The sequence below is a fragment of the Streptomyces sp. NPDC048751 genome (assembly GCF_043198595.1).
In the GTDB taxonomy this organism is placed as follows: Bacteria; Actinomycetota; Actinomycetes; order Streptomycetales; family Streptomycetaceae; genus Streptomyces.
This window is the reverse complement of the sequence record NZ_JBICUX010000004.1, coordinates 365331-382917: the sequence shown is the minus strand read 5'-3', so window position 1 is coordinate 382917 and position 17587 is coordinate 365331. Positions and strand designations below refer to the sequence as shown.

17 protein-coding genes are annotated in these 17587 nt (G+C 70.9%); 11 read left to right on the top strand and 6 right to left on the bottom strand.

Annotation, left to right across the window (positions count from 1 at the left end; all coding sequences use genetic code 11):
• Positions 1-14 precede the first annotated feature (14 nt).
• From ACGFNV_RS16535 to ACGFNV_RS16505, 7 genes are all read left to right on the top strand, one after another.
• A complete protein-coding gene (locus tag ACGFNV_RS16535; RefSeq protein WP_393623064.1) occupies positions 15-209 on the top strand; it encodes a hypothetical protein in 195 nt (64 codons plus the stop codon).
• 140 nt (positions 210-349) lie between these two features.
• On the top strand, positions 350-1393 hold the full coding sequence (locus tag ACGFNV_RS16530) for an NUDIX domain-containing protein (protein WP_393623062.1): 1044 nt from the start codon (positions 350-352) through the stop codon (positions 1391-1393).
• A gap of 405 nt (positions 1394-1798) precedes the next feature.
• Complete coding sequence (locus tag ACGFNV_RS16525; RefSeq protein WP_393623060.1) at positions 1799-2788, top strand: ABC transporter permease; 990 nt, start codon at positions 1799-1801, stop codon at positions 2786-2788.
• Between the two features lie 87 nt (positions 2789-2875).
• A complete protein-coding gene (locus ACGFNV_RS16520) occupies positions 2876-4546 on the top strand; it encodes an ABC transporter substrate-binding protein (protein ID WP_393623058.1) in 1671 nt (556 codons plus the stop codon).
• An 84-nt stretch (positions 4547-4630) separates the two neighbouring features.
• Positions 4631-5623, top strand: coding sequence for an ABC transporter permease (locus tag ACGFNV_RS16515; protein WP_393623056.1), 993 nt, complete (start codon positions 4631-4633; stop codon positions 5621-5623).
• A gap of 11 nt (positions 5624-5634) precedes the next feature.
• Positions 5635-6717, top strand: a complete 1083-nt coding sequence (locus tag ACGFNV_RS16510; protein ID WP_393623054.1) for an ABC transporter ATP-binding protein — start codon at positions 5635-5637, stop codon at positions 6715-6717.
• On the top strand, positions 6714-7775 hold the full coding sequence (locus ACGFNV_RS16505; RefSeq protein ID WP_393623052.1) for an ABC transporter ATP-binding protein: 1062 nt from the start codon (positions 6714-6716) through the stop codon (positions 7773-7775). Before ACGFNV_RS16510 ends, ACGFNV_RS16505 begins: the two co-directional genes overlap by 4 nt.
• Here ACGFNV_RS16505 and ACGFNV_RS16500 read toward each other — a convergent pair.
• From ACGFNV_RS16500 to ACGFNV_RS16490, 3 genes are all read right to left on the bottom strand, one after another.
• Positions 7748-8800 carry a protein kinase family protein gene (locus ACGFNV_RS16500; RefSeq protein WP_393623050.1) on the bottom strand — a complete coding sequence of 351 codons (1053 nt, stop codon included), beginning with the start codon at positions 8798-8800 and terminating at the stop codon, positions 7748-7750. The genes ACGFNV_RS16505 and ACGFNV_RS16500 overlap by 28 nt on opposite strands.
• 10 nt (positions 8801-8810) lie before the next feature.
• The gene (locus ACGFNV_RS16495; RefSeq protein WP_393623048.1) at positions 8811-9527 is read right to left on the bottom strand and encodes an MBL fold metallo-hydrolase; all 717 of its coding nucleotides are present in this window, start codon (positions 9525-9527) and stop codon (positions 8811-8813) included.
• 61 nt (positions 9528-9588) lie between these two features.
• Positions 9589-10944 (bottom strand): dipeptidase, encoded by a 1356-nt coding sequence (locus ACGFNV_RS16490; protein ID WP_393623046.1) that lies wholly within the window; start codon positions 10942-10944, stop codon positions 9589-9591.
• A 190-nt stretch (positions 10945-11134) separates the two neighbouring features.
• On the opposite strand from ACGFNV_RS16490, the gene ACGFNV_RS16485 reads away from it, so the two are divergent.
• Positions 11135-12382 (top strand): geranylgeranyl reductase family protein, encoded by a 1248-nt coding sequence (locus ACGFNV_RS16485; protein ID WP_393623044.1) that lies wholly within the window; start codon positions 11135-11137, stop codon positions 12380-12382.
• Here the strand turns inward: ACGFNV_RS16485 and ACGFNV_RS16480 are convergent.
• Positions 12372-12836 carry a nitroreductase family deazaflavin-dependent oxidoreductase gene (locus tag ACGFNV_RS16480; protein WP_393623042.1) on the bottom strand — a complete coding sequence of 155 codons (465 nt, stop codon included), beginning with the start codon at positions 12834-12836 and terminating at the stop codon, positions 12372-12374. The genes ACGFNV_RS16485 and ACGFNV_RS16480 overlap by 11 nt on opposite strands.
• Positions 12837-12971: 135 nt before the next feature.
• Between ACGFNV_RS16480 and ACGFNV_RS16475 the strand changes: the two genes are divergently transcribed.
• From ACGFNV_RS16475 to ACGFNV_RS16465, 3 genes are all read left to right on the top strand, one after another.
• A complete protein-coding gene (locus ACGFNV_RS16475) occupies positions 12972-13667 on the top strand; it encodes a TetR/AcrR family transcriptional regulator (protein ID WP_393623040.1) in 696 nt (231 codons plus the stop codon).
• 94 nt (positions 13668-13761) lie between these two features.
• Positions 13762-14991 carry a sensor histidine kinase gene (locus ACGFNV_RS16470; RefSeq protein WP_393623038.1) on the top strand — a complete coding sequence of 410 codons (1230 nt, stop codon included), beginning with the start codon at positions 13762-13764 and terminating at the stop codon, positions 14989-14991.
• Positions 14988-15653: a response regulator gene (locus tag ACGFNV_RS16465; protein ID WP_393623036.1), complete on the top strand. Its 666-nt coding sequence runs from the start codon at positions 14988-14990 to the stop codon at positions 15651-15653. Before ACGFNV_RS16470 ends, ACGFNV_RS16465 begins: the two co-directional genes overlap by 4 nt.
• On the opposite strand, the gene ACGFNV_RS16460 is transcribed toward ACGFNV_RS16465, so the two are convergent.
• Both ACGFNV_RS16460 and ACGFNV_RS16455 read right to left on the bottom strand, forming a co-directional pair.
• Positions 15614-15934 carry a DUF6332 family protein gene (locus ACGFNV_RS16460; RefSeq protein ID WP_393623034.1) on the bottom strand — a complete coding sequence of 107 codons (321 nt, stop codon included), beginning with the start codon at positions 15932-15934 and terminating at the stop codon, positions 15614-15616. The genes ACGFNV_RS16465 and ACGFNV_RS16460 overlap by 40 nt on opposite strands.
• An 82-nt stretch (positions 15935-16016) precedes the next feature.
• Entirely contained in the window at positions 16017-17510 is a 1494-nt protein-coding gene (locus ACGFNV_RS16455) for an MFS transporter (protein WP_393623032.1), read from the bottom strand.
• Between the last annotated feature and the right edge of the window lie 77 nt (positions 17511-17587).

The following is a 17587-nucleotide window of genomic DNA, read 5'->3' as shown; positions in this document are numbered from 1 at the left end:
CAGTTGAACCGGTCATGAAGAAGCGCAGCATGCTCGCCATCGCCTCCCTCGCCACCGGATTCGTCGTCGCGGCGATCACCCCCTCCCACGGGCTGGGCGGTGAGGAGCACCAGGGACTCGACGTGGGCGACACCCTCAGCGCCGTCGACCACACGATCGCCCAGGACGGCCTGGGCGTCCAGGAAGGCTTCCTGGAGCAGGCCGACTGACGGCGGCACAGTTCCACAGCGCGGCGCCGGGCCCCCACAAGGGGTACCGGCGCTTCCGTTTGCGCGGCCTCTACGGCGGCTGGTTTCCGTGGCAGGGTTGAGCGGGCAAGCCACAGGGGGCCAACAGAAGAGGGGGAACCGTGACCGTCGTCTGGATCAACGGCGCTTTCGGTGCGGGGAAGACCGCCACCGCACGGGAACTGATCGAACTGATCCCGAACAGCACGCTCTTCGACCCCGAGGTCATCGGCGGAGCGCTCCCGTACCTGCTCCCGCCCAAGCACCTCGCCGAGGTCGGCGACTACCAGGACCTGCCGATCTGGCGACGGCTCGTGATCGACACGGCCGCCGCGATGCTCGCCGAACTCGGCGGCACCCTCGTGGTGCCCATGACCCTGCTGCGCCAGGACTACCGCGACGAGATCTTCGGCGGCCTCGCCGCCCGCCGGATCGCGGTACGGCACATTCTCCTCACTCCGGCCGAAACGATCCTGCGTCAGCGAATAGCGGGGCGGGAGGTTCCGCCGGACCTTCCTGACGGCGACATGCGGATACGGCAGTGGTCGTACGACCACATCGAGCCCTACCGCGCCGCCCTCGCCTCCTGGCTCACCGCCGACGCGCACCCCGTCGACACCGGCCCCCTCACCCCGTACGAGGCCGCCACCCGCATCGCCGAGGCCGTGGGTACGGGCGCCGTCCCCGAGTGCGAGATCGTGCAGACGCCCGAGCCGACCGCGGAGACCGTCGCCGCCGGCGTCCTCCTCTTCGACGAGCGGGACCGGGTGCTGCTCGTCGACCCCACCTACAAGGCCGGCTGGGAGTTCCCCGGCGGGGTCGTCGAACCCGGCGAGGCGCCCGCGCGCGCCGGCATCCGCGAGGTCGCCGAGGAGACCGGCATCCACCTGGACGACGTACCGCGGCTGCTCGTCGTGGACTGGGAGCGGCCCTCTCCGCCCGGCTACGGCGGACTGCGTCTCCTCTTCGACGGCGGCCGACTGGACGCCGCACGGACCGAGGGGCTGCTGCTGCCGGGGCCCGAGCTGCGCGACTGGCGGTTCGTCACCGAGGAGCAGGCGGCCGATCTGCTGCCGCCGGTCCGCTACGAACGGCTGCGCTGGGCGCTGCGGGCGCGCGAACGTGGCGCCGCGCTCTATCTGGAAGCCGGGATTCCCGTAGGTTGACGCGCCGTGTGATTACCGGCGAGTCCCGTTGCGTTTTCGCCGGGTAATTCTTTGATTCTTCTGGGTGCCGTTCCATCCAGGTGAGCGGGCTTTACCCTGCGCGGAGATTGTCCGGAGAGAAGCGAGGGCGGACCGTCATCGTCCCGAAACCATCGCGCGTGACCTCCCGATCAGGGGAAACCCTAAGCAATGGCCAAGGAGGTGTCGTCCTCCTCTCACGCTCCGGCTAATTACACACCCTGCTCTCGTCAACACTTTTCCACGAGCGCAAACAAACCCTTTTCTGCCTCTGGTGCGCCTTGACCGGACTCACGACGCATTGCGAAAGTCCGCATTGTCTCGTGGGGCCGGTGACGGCCGCCACCCATTTCTTTCAACCAGGGGTAGATCCGGGATGTCCGTACGATGACCACGCAACTCCAGCCGGTCGAGCTCGGCAGCGTGATCGCGCCGACCGTCACCGGCCGCTCACCGGCCCGCATGGCCTGGAAGCGCATCACGCGGGACAAGATCACCATGGTCGCGCTGGTGGTGACCGTCCTGTTCCTCGTGGTCGCGCTGGTGGCCCCGGCCCTCACCGCGCTCACCGGCTGGGGGCCGATCACCCCGGACGGCCGGGCGATCGACCCGGACACCGGCAACTTCCCGCGCGGGGCGCTCGGCGGCATCAGCCTCACCCACCTGCTGGGCGTCGAACCGGGCACCGGCTACGACCTGTTCGCCAGGATCGTGTACGGGCTGCGCACCTCGCTGATCGTGGGCTTCGCGTCGGCCGTCCTGTCCACCGTCGCCGGCGTCGTCGCGGGCCTCGCGGCCGGCTACTTCGGCGGCTGGGTCGACTCCGTGCTGTCGCGGATCATGGACGTGATGCTGGCCTTCCCCCAGCTGCTGTTCATCATCGCGCTCACCCCGGTGATCCAGAACGCGCTCCAGACCAACAGCCACGGCGGCACCGACGAGAACCTCCGGCTGCTGGTCCTCGTCGTGAACATCGCGATCTTCGCCTGGGCCTACACCGCCCGCCTGGTACGCGGACAGGTCCTCTCCCTGCGCGAGCGGGAGTTCGTCGACGCCGCCCGGCTGATGAGCGCGGGCCGGCGCCACATCCTCTTCCGCCAGCTGCTGCCCAACCTGTGGGCGCCGATCCTGATCTCCTTCGCCCTGGCCGTCCCGCAGAACATCACCACCGAGGCGGCCCTGTCGTACCTGGGCGTCGGCGTCATCCCGCCCAACCCGGACTGGGGCGCCCTGCTGTCGGACGCCTCGCAGTTCTTCCTCCAGGACCCCGCGTACCTGTTCATCCCGGGTGTGCTGCTCCTCGTCCTCGTCCTGGCGCTCAACCTCCTCGGGGACGGCGTACGCGACGCCCTCGACCCCCGTGCCCGTCGCGGCTGACGCACGGCCCTCGCATCTCCGGCCCCGACGGCGCCACGAACGACCGCCGAAGCCGGGCCTGTTGAACAAGAACGGAGTGTTTACCTCATGAAGCGCAGAACGCGCACGGTCGCTCTCACGGCCACCGCCGTGGCGATCGCCCTGGGGGCCACCGCATGCGGCGGAGGATCCTCCAGCGGCGCCGGCGGCGGCTCCCCGACCAAGGGCGGCACGCTGACCATCCTGAACAACGCCGACTACGACCACCTCGACCCGCAGCGCGTGTACACCACGCAGGGTTCGAGCATGGACCAGGAGTTCGTGCGCACCCTCACCGGCTGGGACGTGTCGGGCTCCGCGCCGAAGCTGGTCGGAGACCTCGCCTCCGACACCGGCACGGCCTCCAAGGGCGACACGGTGTGGACCTTCCACCTGCGTCACGGCGTCAAGTGGCAGGACGGCACCGAGGTCACCGCGCAGGACGTCAAGTACGGCGTCGAGCGGACCTTCTCCCCGGACATCAACGGCGGCCCGCCGTACGCCAGTCAGTGGCTCGTCGGCGGCGCCGACTACAAGGGGCCGTACAAGGGCAAGGACCTCGCCTCCATCCAGACGCCGGACAAGTACACCATCGTCTTCCAGCTGAACCAGCCGGTCGCCGACTTCAACGAGACCACCGCCATGCCCGGCTGGTCGGCGGTGCCCAAGGCCCACGACACCGGGGCGACGTACGACACGCACGTCTGGTCCGACGGGCCGTACATGATCAAGTCGTACACCAAGAACAAGGAACTCGTCCTCGTCAAGAACACCAACTGGAGCCAGTCGAACGACCCGATCCGTGAGCAGAACGTCGACAAGATCGACGTGAAGTTCGGCCAGGAGCAGGCCGCCATCGACCAGCAGATCAAGTCCGACGCCGGGGTCGCCCAGACCTCGATCATGCAGGACCCGATCGCCGGCTCCGACCTCACCACGGTCGCCAACAACCCGTCGCTGAAGTCGCGTTACTACAAGATTCCCGCGCCCGGCATCAACTACCTGGCCATCAACACCACCCGGGTCAAGGACATCAAGGTCCGCGAGGCGATCGAGGACGCCCTCGACAAAACCACCGTGCGCGGCGCCTTCGGCGGCTCGGCCTACGGCGACTACGCCACCACCATGCTGAGCCCCGGCATCGGCGGCTACCAGAAGTTCAACCTGTACAGCACCGCCCCGGCCGGTGACCTCACCAAGGCCAAGGCGCTGATGCAGCAGGCCGGCAACCCGAAGCCCACCATGTCGCTGGCGGTGGAGAACACCACCACCGAGGAGCACTTCGCGGACGCGGTGAAGACCTCGCTGGAGAAGATCGGCGTCACGGTGAACATCACCCCGATCGACGCGGCGAACTACTTCAGCACCATCGACAACGTGAAGAACCAGTACGACATGGTCTGGGGCGACTGGATCGCGGACTGGCCCAACGCCTCCACCGTGCTGCCCGTCCTGTTCGACGGACGGCAGATCAAGAAGCTGCCGCAGTCCAACCAGGACCTGTCGTACCTCAACGACCCGGCCGTCAACGCCCAGATCGACAAGATCGCCAAGATGACCGACATCAAGCAGCGCAACACCGCCTACGGCGCCCTTGACGAGCAGATCATGAAGGACGCCGCCGTGGTCCCGCTGATGTACATGAACTTCAGCGAACTCGGCGGCTCCAAGGTCGGCGGTGTCATCCCCGACCCGATCCTCGCCGAGCCGAGCCTGGTGCACGTGTACGTCAAGCACTGACGCACCCCGTCCGACGCCCCGCCGGCGGTACGCCGCCGGCGGGGGCACCCCAGCACCCCACCTCACGTCAGGTCCCAGGACGCCATGCTCCGTTACCTCATCCGACGCCTGCTGGCGGCGGCCCTGATCATGCTGGTGATCACCGTGATCACCTTCTTCATCTTCTACGCGCTGCCGTCCGACCCCGCCCTGCTGGCCTGCGGGAAGACCTGCTCACCCTCGCGCCTCACGGAGATCAGGCACTCGCTGGGCCTCGACCAGAGCTTCATGACGCAGTTCTGGGAGTTCTTCAAGGGCCTCTTCGTCGGCCGTGACTTCGGCGACCAGAGCGTGGCCATCCACTGCTCCGCGCCCTGCCTCGGGGTGTCCTTCCAGACCGACACCCCCGTCCTCAGCACCCTCCTCGACGACTTCCCCGCCGACCTCTCCCTCGGGCTCGGCGCCGCCGTGGTCTTCCTGATCCTGGGCGTCGGCCTCGGCACCGTGGCCGCGGTCCGCCGGGGCAAGGCCGCCGACAAGGCCGCGGTCGGTCTCGCGCTGGTCGGCGTCTCCGTGCAGATCTACTTCGTCGGACTGCTGCTGCTCTTCCTGTTCGTCGACAAGTGGCAGCTGCTGCCCGCCGCCGGCTACACCCCCTTCACCGACGACCCGGCCGGCTGGCTCCAGGGCCTCATCCTGCCCTGGGCGACCCTGGTCTTCGTCTACCTCGCGCTGTACACCCGGCTCACCCGCTCCTCCATGCTGGAGGTCTTCGCCGAGGACTACATGCGCACCGCCCGCGCCAAGGGGCTGCCGACCGGCCGGATCGTCCTCAAACACGGGCTGCGGGCCGCGATCACCCCGATCATCACCATCTTCGGCATGGACGTCGGCTCGCTCATCGGCGGCTCCGCCGTCATCACCGAGTCCGTGTTCGGCATCAACGGCATCGGCAAGCTCGCCGTGGACTCGGTCCAGAACTCCGACCTGCCCGTCATCCTCGGCACCACCCTCTTCGCCGCCACGTTCGTCGTCCTCGCCAACGTCGTCGTCGACCTGGTCTACGGCCTCGTCGACCCCCGCGTACGCCTCGCGTGAAGGAAAGTCCAGTGACCCTGTCCACCCCCGAGCAGCCCGCGGACGTCCTGCCCGCGACCGGCGCCTTCCTCGACGTACGGGACCTGCGGGTGCACTTCCCGACCGAGGACGGCCTGGTGAAGTCCGTCGACGGAGTCTCCTTCAGCCTGGAGAAGGGCCGCACCCTCGGCATCGTCGGAGAGTCCGGCTCCGGCAAGTCGGTCACCTCGCTGGCCCTCCTCGGACTGCACAAGGGCACCCGCGCCCAGGTGTCCGGCGAGATCTGGCTGGAGGGGCAGGAACTCGTCGCCCTGCCCGAGCAGGAGATGCGGGCGCTGCGCGGCGAGACGGTCTCCATGATCTTCCAGGACCCGCTCTCCGCGCTGCACCCCTTCTTCACCGTCGGCTCCCAGATCGCCGAGGCCTACCGGGTGCACCACAAGGTCTCCAAGAAGGAGGCCACGGAGCGTGCCGTGGAGATGCTGAAACGGGTCGGCATCCCGCAGCCCGAGCGCAGGGCGAAGGACTACCCGCACCAGTTCTCCGGCGGTATGCGCCAGCGCGCCATGATCGCCATGTCACTGGTCTGCGACCCCGCCCTGCTCGTCGCCGACGAGCCCACGACCGCCCTCGACGTCACCGTCCAGGCGCAGATCCTCGACCTCATCCGCGACCTCCAGGAGGAGTTCGGCTCCGCGGTGATCATCATCACCCACGACCTCGGTGTGGTCGCCGACGTCGCCGACGACATCCTGGTGATGTACGGCGGCCGCCGCATCGAGTACGGCACCGTCCGCGACGTCCTCAAGCAGCCCGGACACCCGTACACCTGGGGCCTGTTGCAGTCCATGCCGGACATCGCCGACGACGTGGGGCGCCGGCTCAACCCGATCCCGGGCACCCCGCCGAGCCTGATCAACCTCCCGTCCGGCTGCGCCTTCCACCCGCGCTGCGCCTACAAGGGCCGGGTCGCGGAGGGGAGTTGCACGGTCGAACTGCCCGAACTGCGGCCGGTCGCCGGAACGGCCGCGCACATCGCGGCCTGCCATCTCACCGAACGGGCCAAGCAGGAGATCCGGGGCGCCGGCCCGAACGACCACAGGAGCACGCCGTGAGCACCACCCAGCCCATCCGCGAACCGCAGGCGGCGAAGGCCCCGGGCGGGAAGCTCCTCGAGGTCACGGGCCTCACCAAGCACTTCCCCCTCCGGACGGGCATCGTCCTCCGGCGCCAGGTCGGCGCCGTGCGGGCCGTCGACGGCATCGACTTCTCGGTCGGCGCCGGGGAGTCGCTGGGCCTGGTCGGCGAGTCCGGCTGCGGCAAGTCGACCACGGGCCGGCTGATCACCCGGCTGCTGGAACCGACCTCCGGCTCCATCGTCTTCGACGGTGAGGACATCACCCACAAACCGGCGGCGAAGCTGCGCCAGGCGCGCAAGAACCTCCAGATGATCTTCCAGGACCCGTACTCCTCGCTGAACCCCCGGCACACCGTCGGCACGATCATCGAGACGCCGATGAGGCTCAACGGCATCGAACCGCCGCAGGGCCTCAAGAAGCGCGCGCAGGAACTCCTGGAGACGGTCGGCCTCAACCCCGAGCACTACAACCGCTACCCGAACGAATTCTCCGGCGGCCAGCGCCAGCGCATCGGCATCGCCCGCGCCCTCGCCCTGCGCCCCAAGCTCATCGTGGCCGACGAACCGGTGTCGGCGCTGGACGTCTCCATCCAGGCCCAGGTCGTCAATCTGCTCCAGGACCTGCAACGCGAGTTCGGCATCGCCTTCGTCTTCATCGCCCACGACCTCGCCGTCGTCCGGCACTTCTCCGAACGCGTCGCGGTGATGTACCTCGGCAAGGTCGTCGAGGTCGCCGACCGGGAGGACCTCTACGCCCGTCCCCGGCACCCCTACACGCGTGCGTTGCTGTCCGCCGTCCCCGAGGCCGACCCGGACGCCGCCGAGCGGCGCGAACGCATCCGCCTGAGCGGGGACGTCCCCTCACCGATCGACCCGCCCTCCGGCTGCCGCTTCCGCACCCGCTGCCCCAAGTTCGCGCAGGCCCTCAGCGAGGACGAACGCACCGCCTGCGTGGGACAGGAGCCCGAGCTGACCGACCGGGGCGGCGGCAACCCGGTCGCCTGCCACTATCCGGAGACCTTGGAGCCGTCGTAGAGCGCCCGCAGTTCGTCGTACGGGAAGGGTGTCTGCCTGCTCTCCTTCTCGAACCGGCGCAGGAAGTCGTTCATCACGGCGGCGACCGGCGCGTGCCGGGCGATGACGTCGGCGACCGCCGCCGGGATCCCCTCGGGCCGCGCGCCGTCGGCACACGCGCGGATGCAGGCCTCGCGGGTGTCGCGGTCGTAGCCGTGGAGGGCGACGAGGAGCCAGGTGACGAAGAAGGACGTCGAGTAGGCGCGGTCGTAGTCGCGGTGGCGGTCCAGGAAGGCGCGTTCCGCGGGGGTGAGGCGGAAGCGGGAGGACAGCGCGAGGCCGTAGTCCGCGAGATACAGCCGCCGGCCGTCGGTGAGGATGTTCCGGAAGTGGACGTCGAAGTGCAGCAGCCCACGCGCGCGGAGGAAGTCGGTGGCTTCCGCGAGGCCGTGCTCCACCAGGGCGCAGGCGGTGTCGGCGTCCTCGGTGCGGATCCGTGCGTCGAGCCAGTCGTGCAGGGTGTACGGGACGTGCTCCAGGAACAGCGTCAGGCTCGCGGTGGCCGTGCCGAGGCCCTCGATGCGCTCGCGCGTCCGCGCGGCACCGCCCCAGTAGGCGACGACACGGTCCACGTCGGCGAGTTCGTCCGGAAGGGGCCGGGGCTCGTCCGGCAGGACCCGCCAGTGGTGGGTCAGCGGGAACCCGGCGAAGTCCCCGGCCAGGACCCAGTGGGTCGTCATCGTGTGCACGGCCAGTTCCCGCCAGGCGCCGAAGCCCGGGCTGCCGATGCCGTAGTGGCAGAAGCTGGGCATGTCGAAGAGGTTCGCCGTGGACCGTGCGTGGTCCGGGAGCCGTTCCGCGTCCGTCAGCCGCACCCGCTTGACGAAGACCCGCCTGCCGTCCACCTCCACGTGCAGGACCCGCCCGCCGATGCCGGTCCCGACGGGCACGCCCGTGGCGAGGAGCTCGGCGAGTTCGGCGTCACTGAGCAGGGCGAGCGAGGTGGCGATCTCATGGTGGGCGGCGAGGCGTTCGGCGCGGATCATGCCCTCATCGTCAGCCTGCGGCCGCGTATCTGTCCGCGGTTTCCCGCAGCCTGGCACCCGCCCGTCCGAGCCCGGGATCCCCGTGGCCGAAACAGGCCACGTCCGTGTCCAGCGCCGCCAACCGGTGGAACGAGGCGATCGCTTGGGCCCGGTCGACGTTGAACACGCCGAGCAGCACGGTGCCGTCGACCGGGGACGCGGCCACCGCATCGCCCGTGAACAGCACGCCGTGCCGGGGGAGATGGAGCGCGATGCTGCCGTGCGTGTGGCCGGGTACGTGGACGACGCGGGCGCCGTCGCCGAAGTCGAGGGCGTCGTCGTCCGACAGCTCGGTGACCGCCTCAGGGCGCGCGAAGGCGCCCGGGGGCAGGTGTTTCGCGGCCTCGGCGTGCAGCGGGATCTCCCAGTCCTCGAACACCGGTGGCGGACCGGCGACCTCGCCGCGCACCACCGGCGCGTCCAGGCGGTGGGCCAGTACCTCGGCCCCGGTGGACGCGGCCAACTCCGCGGCTCCGCCCACGTGGTCGTCGTGGAAGTGGGTCAGCACGATCCGCCGTACGGCGGCCGGAGGGTGCCCGAGAGCTCCGATCGCCTCGGCGATGCGCGCGCCCGAGCCCGGCGGGCCGGCGTCGATCAGTGTCAACTCGGCCCCGTCGCGCCAGAGATAGGCCTGGCCGACCGGGAAGCGCAGGAGATGCAGGCGGGGAAGGAGTTCGACGACGTCCATGGGACGACCGTAGAGAGGCCCCCGCCCGGCGGGCGAGGGCCTCTGCCGAGGGCAGAGCGGGTCAGCTCGCCGCGTAGTTGCGCAGGAACAGGGCCTCCGCCACCGACAGGCGCTCCAGCTCCTCGGGGGAGACGCTCTCGTTGACGGCGTGGATCTGGGCCTCCGGCTCGCTCAGGCCGATGAGGAGGATCTCCGCGCGCGGGTACAGGGCGGCGAGGGTGTTGCACAGCGGGATGGAGCCGCCCTGACCGGCGTACTGCATCTCCTGACCGGGGTACGCCACCGCCATCGCGTCCGCCATCGCCGCGTACGCCGGACTGGTCGTGTCCGCGCGGAACGCCTGGCCCTGGCCGACCTGCTCGGTGCGCAGCCGCGCACCCCACGGCGTGTGCGCCTCCAGGTGGGCCTGGAGCAGCTTGGTGGCCTCCACGGCGTCGACGCCCGGCGGCACCCGCAGGCTCACCAGCGCGCGGGCGCTCGCCTGCACCGACGGGGTGGCGCCGACGACCGGCGGGCAGTCGATGCCGAGCACCGTCACCGCCGGGCGCGCCCAGATGCGGTCGGCGACCGTGCCGGAGCCGATCAGGCCGACGCCGTCCAGCACCTTGGCGTCCTTGCGGAACTGCTCCTCGTCGTAGCGCAGCCCCTCCCACGCGGAGCTGCCGGTGAGCCCGTCGACGGTCGTCGAGCCGTCCTCGGCGCGCAGCGAGTCCAGGACGCGGATCAGCGCGCCCAGAGCGTCGGGCGCGGCGCCGCCGAACTGACCGGAGTGCAGGTTGCCTTCGAGGGTGTCGACCTGCACGCGGAGCATGGTCATGCCGCGCAGCGTCGAGGTCACCGTGGGCAGACCGACGCGGAAGTTGCCCGCGTCGCCGATGACGATGGTGTCGGCCTCCAGGAGCTCCGGGTGCTCCTCGGCGTACCGCTCCAGGCCGCCGGTGCCCATCTCCTCCGAGCCCTCGGCGATCACCTTCACGTTGACCGGCACGCCACCGTTCGCCTTGAGCGCGCGCAGGGCGAGCAGGTGCATGATCACGCCACCCTTGCAGTCGGCGGCGCCGCGTCCGTACCAGCGGCCGGCGCGCTCGGTGAGCTCGAACGGCGGAGTGGCCCAGCCGGCCTCGTCGAGCGGCGGCTGCACGTCGTAGTGGGCGTAGAGGAGCACCGTCTTCGCGCCGGCCGGTCCCGGGAGGTACCCGTACACCGACTGCGTGCCGTCCGGGGTGTCCAGCAGGGCGACGTCCTCGAAGCCCTCGGCGCGCAGCGCGTCGGCGACCCAGTTGGCGGCGGCCTCGCTCTCGCTCTTCGGGAACTGGTCGAAGTCCGCCACCGACTTGAAGGCCACCAGCTCGGTGAGCTCCTCCTTCGCCCTGGGCATCAGCGAGGCGACGGTCTCGGCGACCGGATTCGACGACATGGGCACGCTCCTTGTGGGTGCGACGTTGTACGGGTGGGCACCCGCGTGAACGGGTGACCGTGCGAGCGTACGCCGGACCTGGTGTGCGGGCGCACGCGGCGGTGATCCTCCCACAGCGGGCTGTGGCGATCTCCGCCGTAGGATGCGGATGACAGGTGCGGCAGCGGCTTGATCGGAGCAGTAGACCATCGTGAGCAGCGAGAACTCTTCGGCGGACGACGTGCGGCGGGTGTGGGACGTCGTCGTGGTGGGCGCGGGACCCGCGGGGGCCTCGGCCGCCTACGCGGCCGCGGTCGCGGGACGGCGTGTGCTGTTGCTGGAGAAGGCCGAGCTGCCCCGCTACAAGACATGCGGCGGCGGCATCATCGGTCCCTCGCGCGACGCCCTTCCGCCGGGCTTCGAACTGCCCCTCCGTGATCGCGTCCACGCGGTGACGTTCTCGAACAACGGGCGCTTCACCCGCACCCGCCGCTCCAAGCAGATGCTGTTCGGGCTGATCAACCGCCCCGAGTTCGACCAGCAGCTGGTGGAGCACGCGCAGAAGGCGGGCGCCGAGCTGCGTACGGGCGTCACCGTGCAGCGCGTCGAGCAGCACGGCTCGGTGGTGCCGGACCGGCGCACGGTCGCCGTCGTCCTCCAGGGCGGCGAGACGCTGCTGGCCCACGCGGTCGTCGGCGCCGACGGCAGCGCCAGCCGGATAGGAGCGCACGTCGGGGTCAAGCTCGACCAGGTGGACCTCGGTCTGGAGGCGGAGATCCCGGTGCCGGAGACCGTCGCCGAGGACTGGAAGGGGCGGGTGCTCATCGACTGGGGGCCGATGCCCGGCAGCTACGGCTGGGTGTTCCCCAAGGGTGACACGCTGACGGTCGGGGTGATCTCCGCGCGCGGTGAAGGCGCCGCGACCAAGCGGTACTTGGAGGAGTTCATCGGGCGGCTCGGCCTCGCCGGCTTCGAGCCGAGCATCTCCTCGGGCCATCTGACCCGTTGCCGTGCCGACGACTCGCCGCTGTCGCGCGGGCGGGTCCTCGTGTGCGGGGACGCGGCCGGTCTGCTGGAGCCGTGGACCCGTGAGGGCATCTCGTTCGCACTGCGCTCGGGGCGGCTCGCGGGGGAGTGGGCGGTGCGGATCGCCGAGGCGCACGACGCGGTGGACACCCGGCGCCAGGCCCTCAACTACGCGTTCGCGATCAAGGCGGGGCTCGGCGTGGAGATGAGCGTCGGCAAGCGGCTGCTGACGGCGTTCGAGCGCCGCCCCGGCCTGTTCCACGCGGCGCTGACGAGCTTCCGGCCCGCCTGGAGGGCGTTCACCGAGATCACGCGCGGCTCGACGTCCCTGGGGGAGCTCGTCCGCTCGCATCCGCTGGCCCAGCGCGCGCTGACCGCGATGGACCGTCGGCCGGTGGTGGCGGAGGAGCCCGCCGACGAGGTCAGTTCCTGACGGTGACCAGGAAGACGGGGTGGTCCGGAGCGATGCGGCGCAGCTCGGCGTCGGAGGAGTCCGGGCCGACCCCGCCGAAGAACACACCGACCTCGGCCTTCCAGCGCTTGAGGTAGGCGCGCAGGAGCGGCACCTTGTCGTCGTCGGCGACCTCGGTCGCGTCGAACACCTCCACGTTCTTGCCGAGGTGCAGCTCGCCGCCGCCGGCCGCGCGCATGTTGTGGGTCCACTGGACATGGCCGCGCGGCGCGACCAGGTACTGCCGACCGTCCACGGTCAGCAGGTTCACCGGGGTGGTCCGCCACTCGCCGCTCTTGCGGCCGCGGACCGCCAGGACCCGGGAGCCCCACACGCTGAGCCCGCGGCGGGTCAGCCAGGCCACGGCTCGGTTCATGACGTTCACGGTGAACCAGCCGGGCTTCTGGACGTGCGTCGACGGCGTGGGTGTGGACATGGCCAGGACCTCCGGGAATCACTTTTTGTGAGCACTGCTCTCGCTTGAGATCAGTGTGCACGAAACTGATGACCCTTGCAAGAGCGGTGCTCTCGAACGTGTGCGCCGCTCTCATCGCGTGGGACAATTGCCGGTATGACGACGAGCAGAACCACGCAAGGCGCACGCGCCCGGGCCAGGATCGAAGTCACCGCCGCCATCAAGGACGAGGCGCGACGACAGCTCGCCGCCGAGGGCGCCGCCAAGCTGTCGCTGCGGGCCGTGGCACGGGAACTGGGCATGGTCTCCTCCGCGCTGTACCGGTACTTCCCCAGCCGCGACGACCTGCTCACCGCTCTCATCATCGACGCCTACGACTCCCTCGGCGAGCGCGCGGAGACGGCGCACCGCGCGGCGGCGGACGCTGACCCCGTGCGCCGCTGGACCGCGGTCTGCGAGGCCGTACGGGGCTGGGCGCTGACGCATCCGCACGAGTACGCGCTGATCTACGGCTCGCCCGTGCCCGGCTACTCCGCCCCCGACACCACCGTCGCGGCAGCGGCTCGCGTCGGCCAGGTGCTCCTCGGCATCGTGCGCGACGCGCGGCGCGACGACGGCCTGACCGAGCCGCCGCTCCCGGACGACCTGCGACCCGAGGGCGAGCGGATAGGGGCCGATCTTGCGCCGGACCTGCCGCCCGCCGTCACCGTGGCCCTCGTGGCGGCCTGGGCCCAGCTGTACGGACTGGTCGGCTTCGAACTGTTCGGCCAGTTCAACCGGCTGGTGGAGGACCGGGAGCCGTTCTTCCGGCACGCGGCGGAGAGGCTGGCGCGCGGGGTGGGGCTGAGGTGAGCGGCCCGCCGGCGGACGTACTCCCCCGGGAGTACGCGTGATCACCTCGCCCGGCTGACGTCCGTGGCCGCCCGCTGCGTCTAGCGTGGCGGACATGGACGAGCAGCGCGTACGCGGGAGCGGCCGGCCCCACGGGCCCCGGTGGCTCAGCCGATGGGGCGTACGTGGCGGCTGGGACGACCAGCCCGGCACCCGCCTGCCGTGGCGGTCCACCCTGGCGGTCACCGTCCTCGTCCTCCTCGGCTCGAACTTCGCGGCCCACGCGCAGGCGGGCGACCGCGCCCAGCTCGACGTCTTCGCACGGGTGCTGCTGCTCGTGGCCTCGGGACTGCTGCTGTTCCGGCAGCGGCACCCGGTGCCCGTCGTGTTCGGCACCGCTGCCGCCGCGATGGTCTACCTGGGCGCCGGCTACCCCTACGGGCCCGTCTTCCTCACCGTCGCGCTGGCCTGCTTCAGCGCCGTGGTGGCCGGGCACCGCAAGGCCGCCTGGGCCGCCCTGGGGATGCTGTGGGCCGGGCACGTCCTGGTGGCCCACTGGCTCTACCGGTGGCTGCCGCCCTCCCGGGACGCGGGCACCTCCTGGGGGCAGGAACTCGTGATCGCCGCCTGGGTGGTCGCGATCGTGGCGGTGTCCGAGCTGGCCCGCACCAAACGGGAACAGTGGGCCCGCGAGCGGGCCGAGCGCGCGCAGGCGGCCCGGCGACGCGCCGACGCGGAACGGCTGCGCATCGCACGCGAACTGCACGACGTCCTCGCGCACAGCCTCTCCGTCATCAACGTCCAGGCGGGCGTCGGACTCGCGCTCCTCGACGCCGACCCGGAGCAGGCCCGCACGGCGCTCACCACCATCAAGTCCGCCAGCAAGGAGGCGCTCGGCGACGTACGCCAGGTCCTGGACACCCTGCGCACACCCGGAAGCGCTCCCCGCGCCCCGGCGCCCGGCCTCGACCGGTTGCCGGAACTGGTGGAGCAGGCGGCCCGCGCGGGTCTCACCGTCGAGATCGAGGGTGAGTCGCCACCCCTGCCGCCCGGCACGGACCTCGCCGCCTTCCGTATCGTCCAGGAGGCCCTCACCAACGTCGTACGGCACTCCGGCTCACGGCACGCGCGCGTGCGCCTCGACCACACGGGTGGCGCTCTGCGGCTGCGCGTCGACGACGACGGGCCCGCGACCGGCGACGAGGCGGGCGGCAGCGGCAACGGGCTGGCCGGAATGCGGGAGCGGGCGGCCTCGCTGGGTGGCACGATCGAGGCGGGGCCGCGCCCCGACGGGGGCTTCGAGGTCCTCGCCGTACTGCCGTCGAGGGTCGAGGAGGACCGGTGATCCGCGTACTGCTCGCCGACGACCAGTCACTGGTGCGGGCCGGATTCAGGGCGCTGCTCGACGCGCAGCCCGACATCGAGGTGGCCGGGGAGGCCGCCGACGGCGAGGAGGCCGTGCGCGCGGTGCGCGAACTGCGCCCGGACGTCGTGCTGATGGACATCCGCATGCCGCTCCTGGACGGCCTGGCCGCGACCCGGCGCGTCACCGAGGACGAGACGCTCGCCGAGGTCAGAGTGGTCATGCTGACCACCTTCGAGCTCGACGAGTACGTCTTCGAGGCCCTGCGCTCGGGAGCCTCCGGCTTCCTGGTGAAGGACACCGAACCGGACGAACTCCTGCGCGCCGTACGGGCGGTGGTCGCCGGTGACGCGCTGCTGTCGCCGGGCGTGACCCGCCGGCTGATCGCCGAGTTCGCCGCGCGCTCCAAGGAACCCGCGGCCGCCGACGCCCTCGGCCGGCTCACCGAGCGGGAGCGGGAGGTGATGGCGCTCGTCGGGATCGGCCTGTCCAACGAGGAGATCGCCCGCCGCCTGGTCGTCAGCCCGCTCACCGCGAAGACCCACGTCAGCCGCACGATGGTGAAGCTGGGCGCCCGGGACCGGGCCCAACTGGTGGTGCTGGCCTACGAGTCGGGGTTGGTCCGGCCGGGCTGGCTGGGCTGAGGGGTGCGCCCCGTCCGGTCGAGGTCACCGGGCCGGGGCGCCTGCCGGAAGCGGACCAGGACGCTGATCACGCGGGCCGCGAAGAGCACCGGCGCCAGCACCAGCCCGGTGCGCAGCAGGACACGGGACAGAGTGTCCTGGAGGTCGAAGAGGAGCGCCGGGCCGGCGACAGCACCGAACACGACGGCTGCCGCGAAGGCCGCGCTGAACAGCGCGTATCCGATCTCGACGGTGATCGCGTCCCGCTCGGCCTGGTCGCGCCGTCCCCCGTGTGTGGTCATGACCGTGAGTCAAACAGGCGTGCGCCCGGCGGGCAAGCGAGCCCCGCCGGGCGCACGATGGGAGGCGGTCCCCCGATTCGCGTCAGTCGCCTACGGCGACGCGCTCCGCCTCCTGGGAGGTGGCCTGCGTGGACCTGGCGACCACCACGGAGGCCTGCGGACGGCGGGTGCGCAGTCCCGTGAGCGAGATCAGCAGCCCGGCGAGGGCGATACCGGCGGCGACCATGAACCCGGGCCGGTAGCTGTCGAGGACGGCCTGCGGGGTGGGGTCGGCCGGGGCGCCCGCGGTCACCACGGCCGTCACGACGGCGAGGAAGAGGGCGCCGCCCACCTGTACGGAGGTGTTGAGCAGTCCGGAGACCATGCCCTGCTCGTGGTCGTCGACGCCGTTGGTGGCCTGGATGTTGAGCGACGGGAAGACCAGGGCGCAGGCGGCGCCGATCAGCAGCATGCTCGGCAGGATCACCGAGGCGTACACCGGGTCGAGGTCGACGCGCAGGAACAGCGCGTACCCGAGGACCATGAGCGCGAAGCCGCCCGCGATCAGCCGCTGGGTGCCGAACCGGTCGACGATCGCGCCCACCTTCGTCGACGACACCGCCACCAGCGCGCCCGCGGGCAGGAAGGCGAGCGCGGTGTGCAGCGCCGACCAGCCGAGCAGCGACTGCATGTACAGCGTCGCAAGGAACTGGAAGCCGACGTACGAGCCGAAGAAGGCCATGGCGCCGAGCTGGGCCCGGATCTGGCTCCCGGAGCGCAGCACGCCGAGCCGGATCAGCGGTCCCGCGGAGCGCCGCTCCACCAGGACGAACACCGTCAGCAGCGCGGCCACCGCGAGGAAGGACAGCAGCGTGCGGGCCGACGCCCAGCCGACCTCCGGCGCCTGGACGACGGTGAAGACCAGCAGCAGCATCGAGGCGGTTCCGAGGATCGCGCCGGGGACGTCGTAGCCGTTGTGGTCCTTCTCCCGTTCGCTGCGCGGCAGCAGCTTCAGACCGGCGACGAGCGCGATCAGGGCGATGGGTGCGGGCAGCAGCATGGTCAGGCGCCAGCTGGCCTCGGTGAGCAGGCCGGACAGCACCAGACCCATGGAGAAGCCGGTGGCCGCGCAGGTGGTGTAGATGGAGAGCGCGCGGTTGCGCAGCGGGCCCTCGGGGAACGTCGTGGTGATGATCGACAGGCCGGCCGGCGCCGTGAAGGCCGCGCTCAGGCCCTTGATGAAGCGGCTGGCGATCAGCAGCGGACCGGAGTCGACGAGCCCGCCGAGCAGCGACGCCAGCGCGAAGACGCCGAGCGCGATGAGGAAGACCTGGCGTCGGCCGAGGAGGTCGGCGGTGCGTCCGCCGAGCAGGAGCAGACCGCCGTAGCCCAGGATGTAGCCGCTGACGATCCATTGCAGCGTCGAGGTCGACAGGCCGAGGTCGGAGCCGATGGACGGCAGGGCGACGCCGACCATCGACACGTCCAGCGCGTCCAGGAACATGGCGGCGCAGAGCACCAGCAGGGTGCCCCACAGCCGGGGGGTCCAGCGCACCGTCGAGGACGGTGACGCGGGGGTGGTGAGCGGAGAGGTCATGCGCAAGACACTACATGCGCATGCATTGAATGCAAACGCATTTAATTCCGATGCAACAAAGTCGCTTTTCTGCTACG

Bases quoted from the DNA above. Each gene is read 5' to 3' on its own strand.
- ACGFNV_RS16535 (WP_393623064.1), top strand. From the start codon at position 15: ATGAAGAAGCGCAGCATGCTCGCCATCGCCTCCCTCGCCACCGGATTC.
- ACGFNV_RS16525 (WP_393623060.1), top strand. From the start codon at position 1,799: ATGACCACGCAACTCCAGCCGGTCGAGCTCGGCAGCGTGATCGCGCCG.
- ACGFNV_RS16520 (WP_393623058.1), top strand. From the start codon at position 2,876: ATGAAGCGCAGAACGCGCACGGTCGCTCTCACGGCCACCGCCGTGGCG.
- ACGFNV_RS16515 (WP_393623056.1), top strand. From the start codon at position 4,631: ATGCTCCGTTACCTCATCCGACGCCTGCTGGCGGCGGCCCTGATCATG.
- ACGFNV_RS16500 (WP_393623050.1), bottom strand. From the start codon at position 8,800: ATGATCCGCGCCGAACGCCTCGCCGCCCACCATGAGATCGCCACCTCG.
- ACGFNV_RS16495 (WP_393623048.1), bottom strand. From the start codon at position 9,527: ATGGACGTCGTCGAACTCCTTCCCCGCCTGCATCTCCTGCGCTTCCCG.
- ACGFNV_RS16490 (WP_393623046.1), bottom strand. From the start codon at position 10,944: ATGTCGTCGAATCCGGTCGCCGAGACCGTCGCCTCGCTGATGCCCAGG.
- ACGFNV_RS16480 (WP_393623042.1), bottom strand. From the start codon at position 12,836: ATGTCCACACCCACGCCGTCGACGCACGTCCAGAAGCCCGGCTGGTTC.
- ACGFNV_RS16475 (WP_393623040.1), top strand. From the start codon at position 12,972: ATGACGACGAGCAGAACCACGCAAGGCGCACGCGCCCGGGCCAGGATC.
- ACGFNV_RS16470 (WP_393623038.1), top strand. From the start codon at position 13,762: ATGGACGAGCAGCGCGTACGCGGGAGCGGCCGGCCCCACGGGCCCCGG.
- ACGFNV_RS16460 (WP_393623034.1), bottom strand. From the start codon at position 15,934: ATGACCACACACGGGGGACGGCGCGACCAGGCCGAGCGGGACGCGATC.
- ACGFNV_RS16455 (WP_393623032.1), bottom strand. From the start codon at position 17,510: ATGACCTCTCCGCTCACCACCCCCGCGTCACCGTCCTCGACGGTGCGC.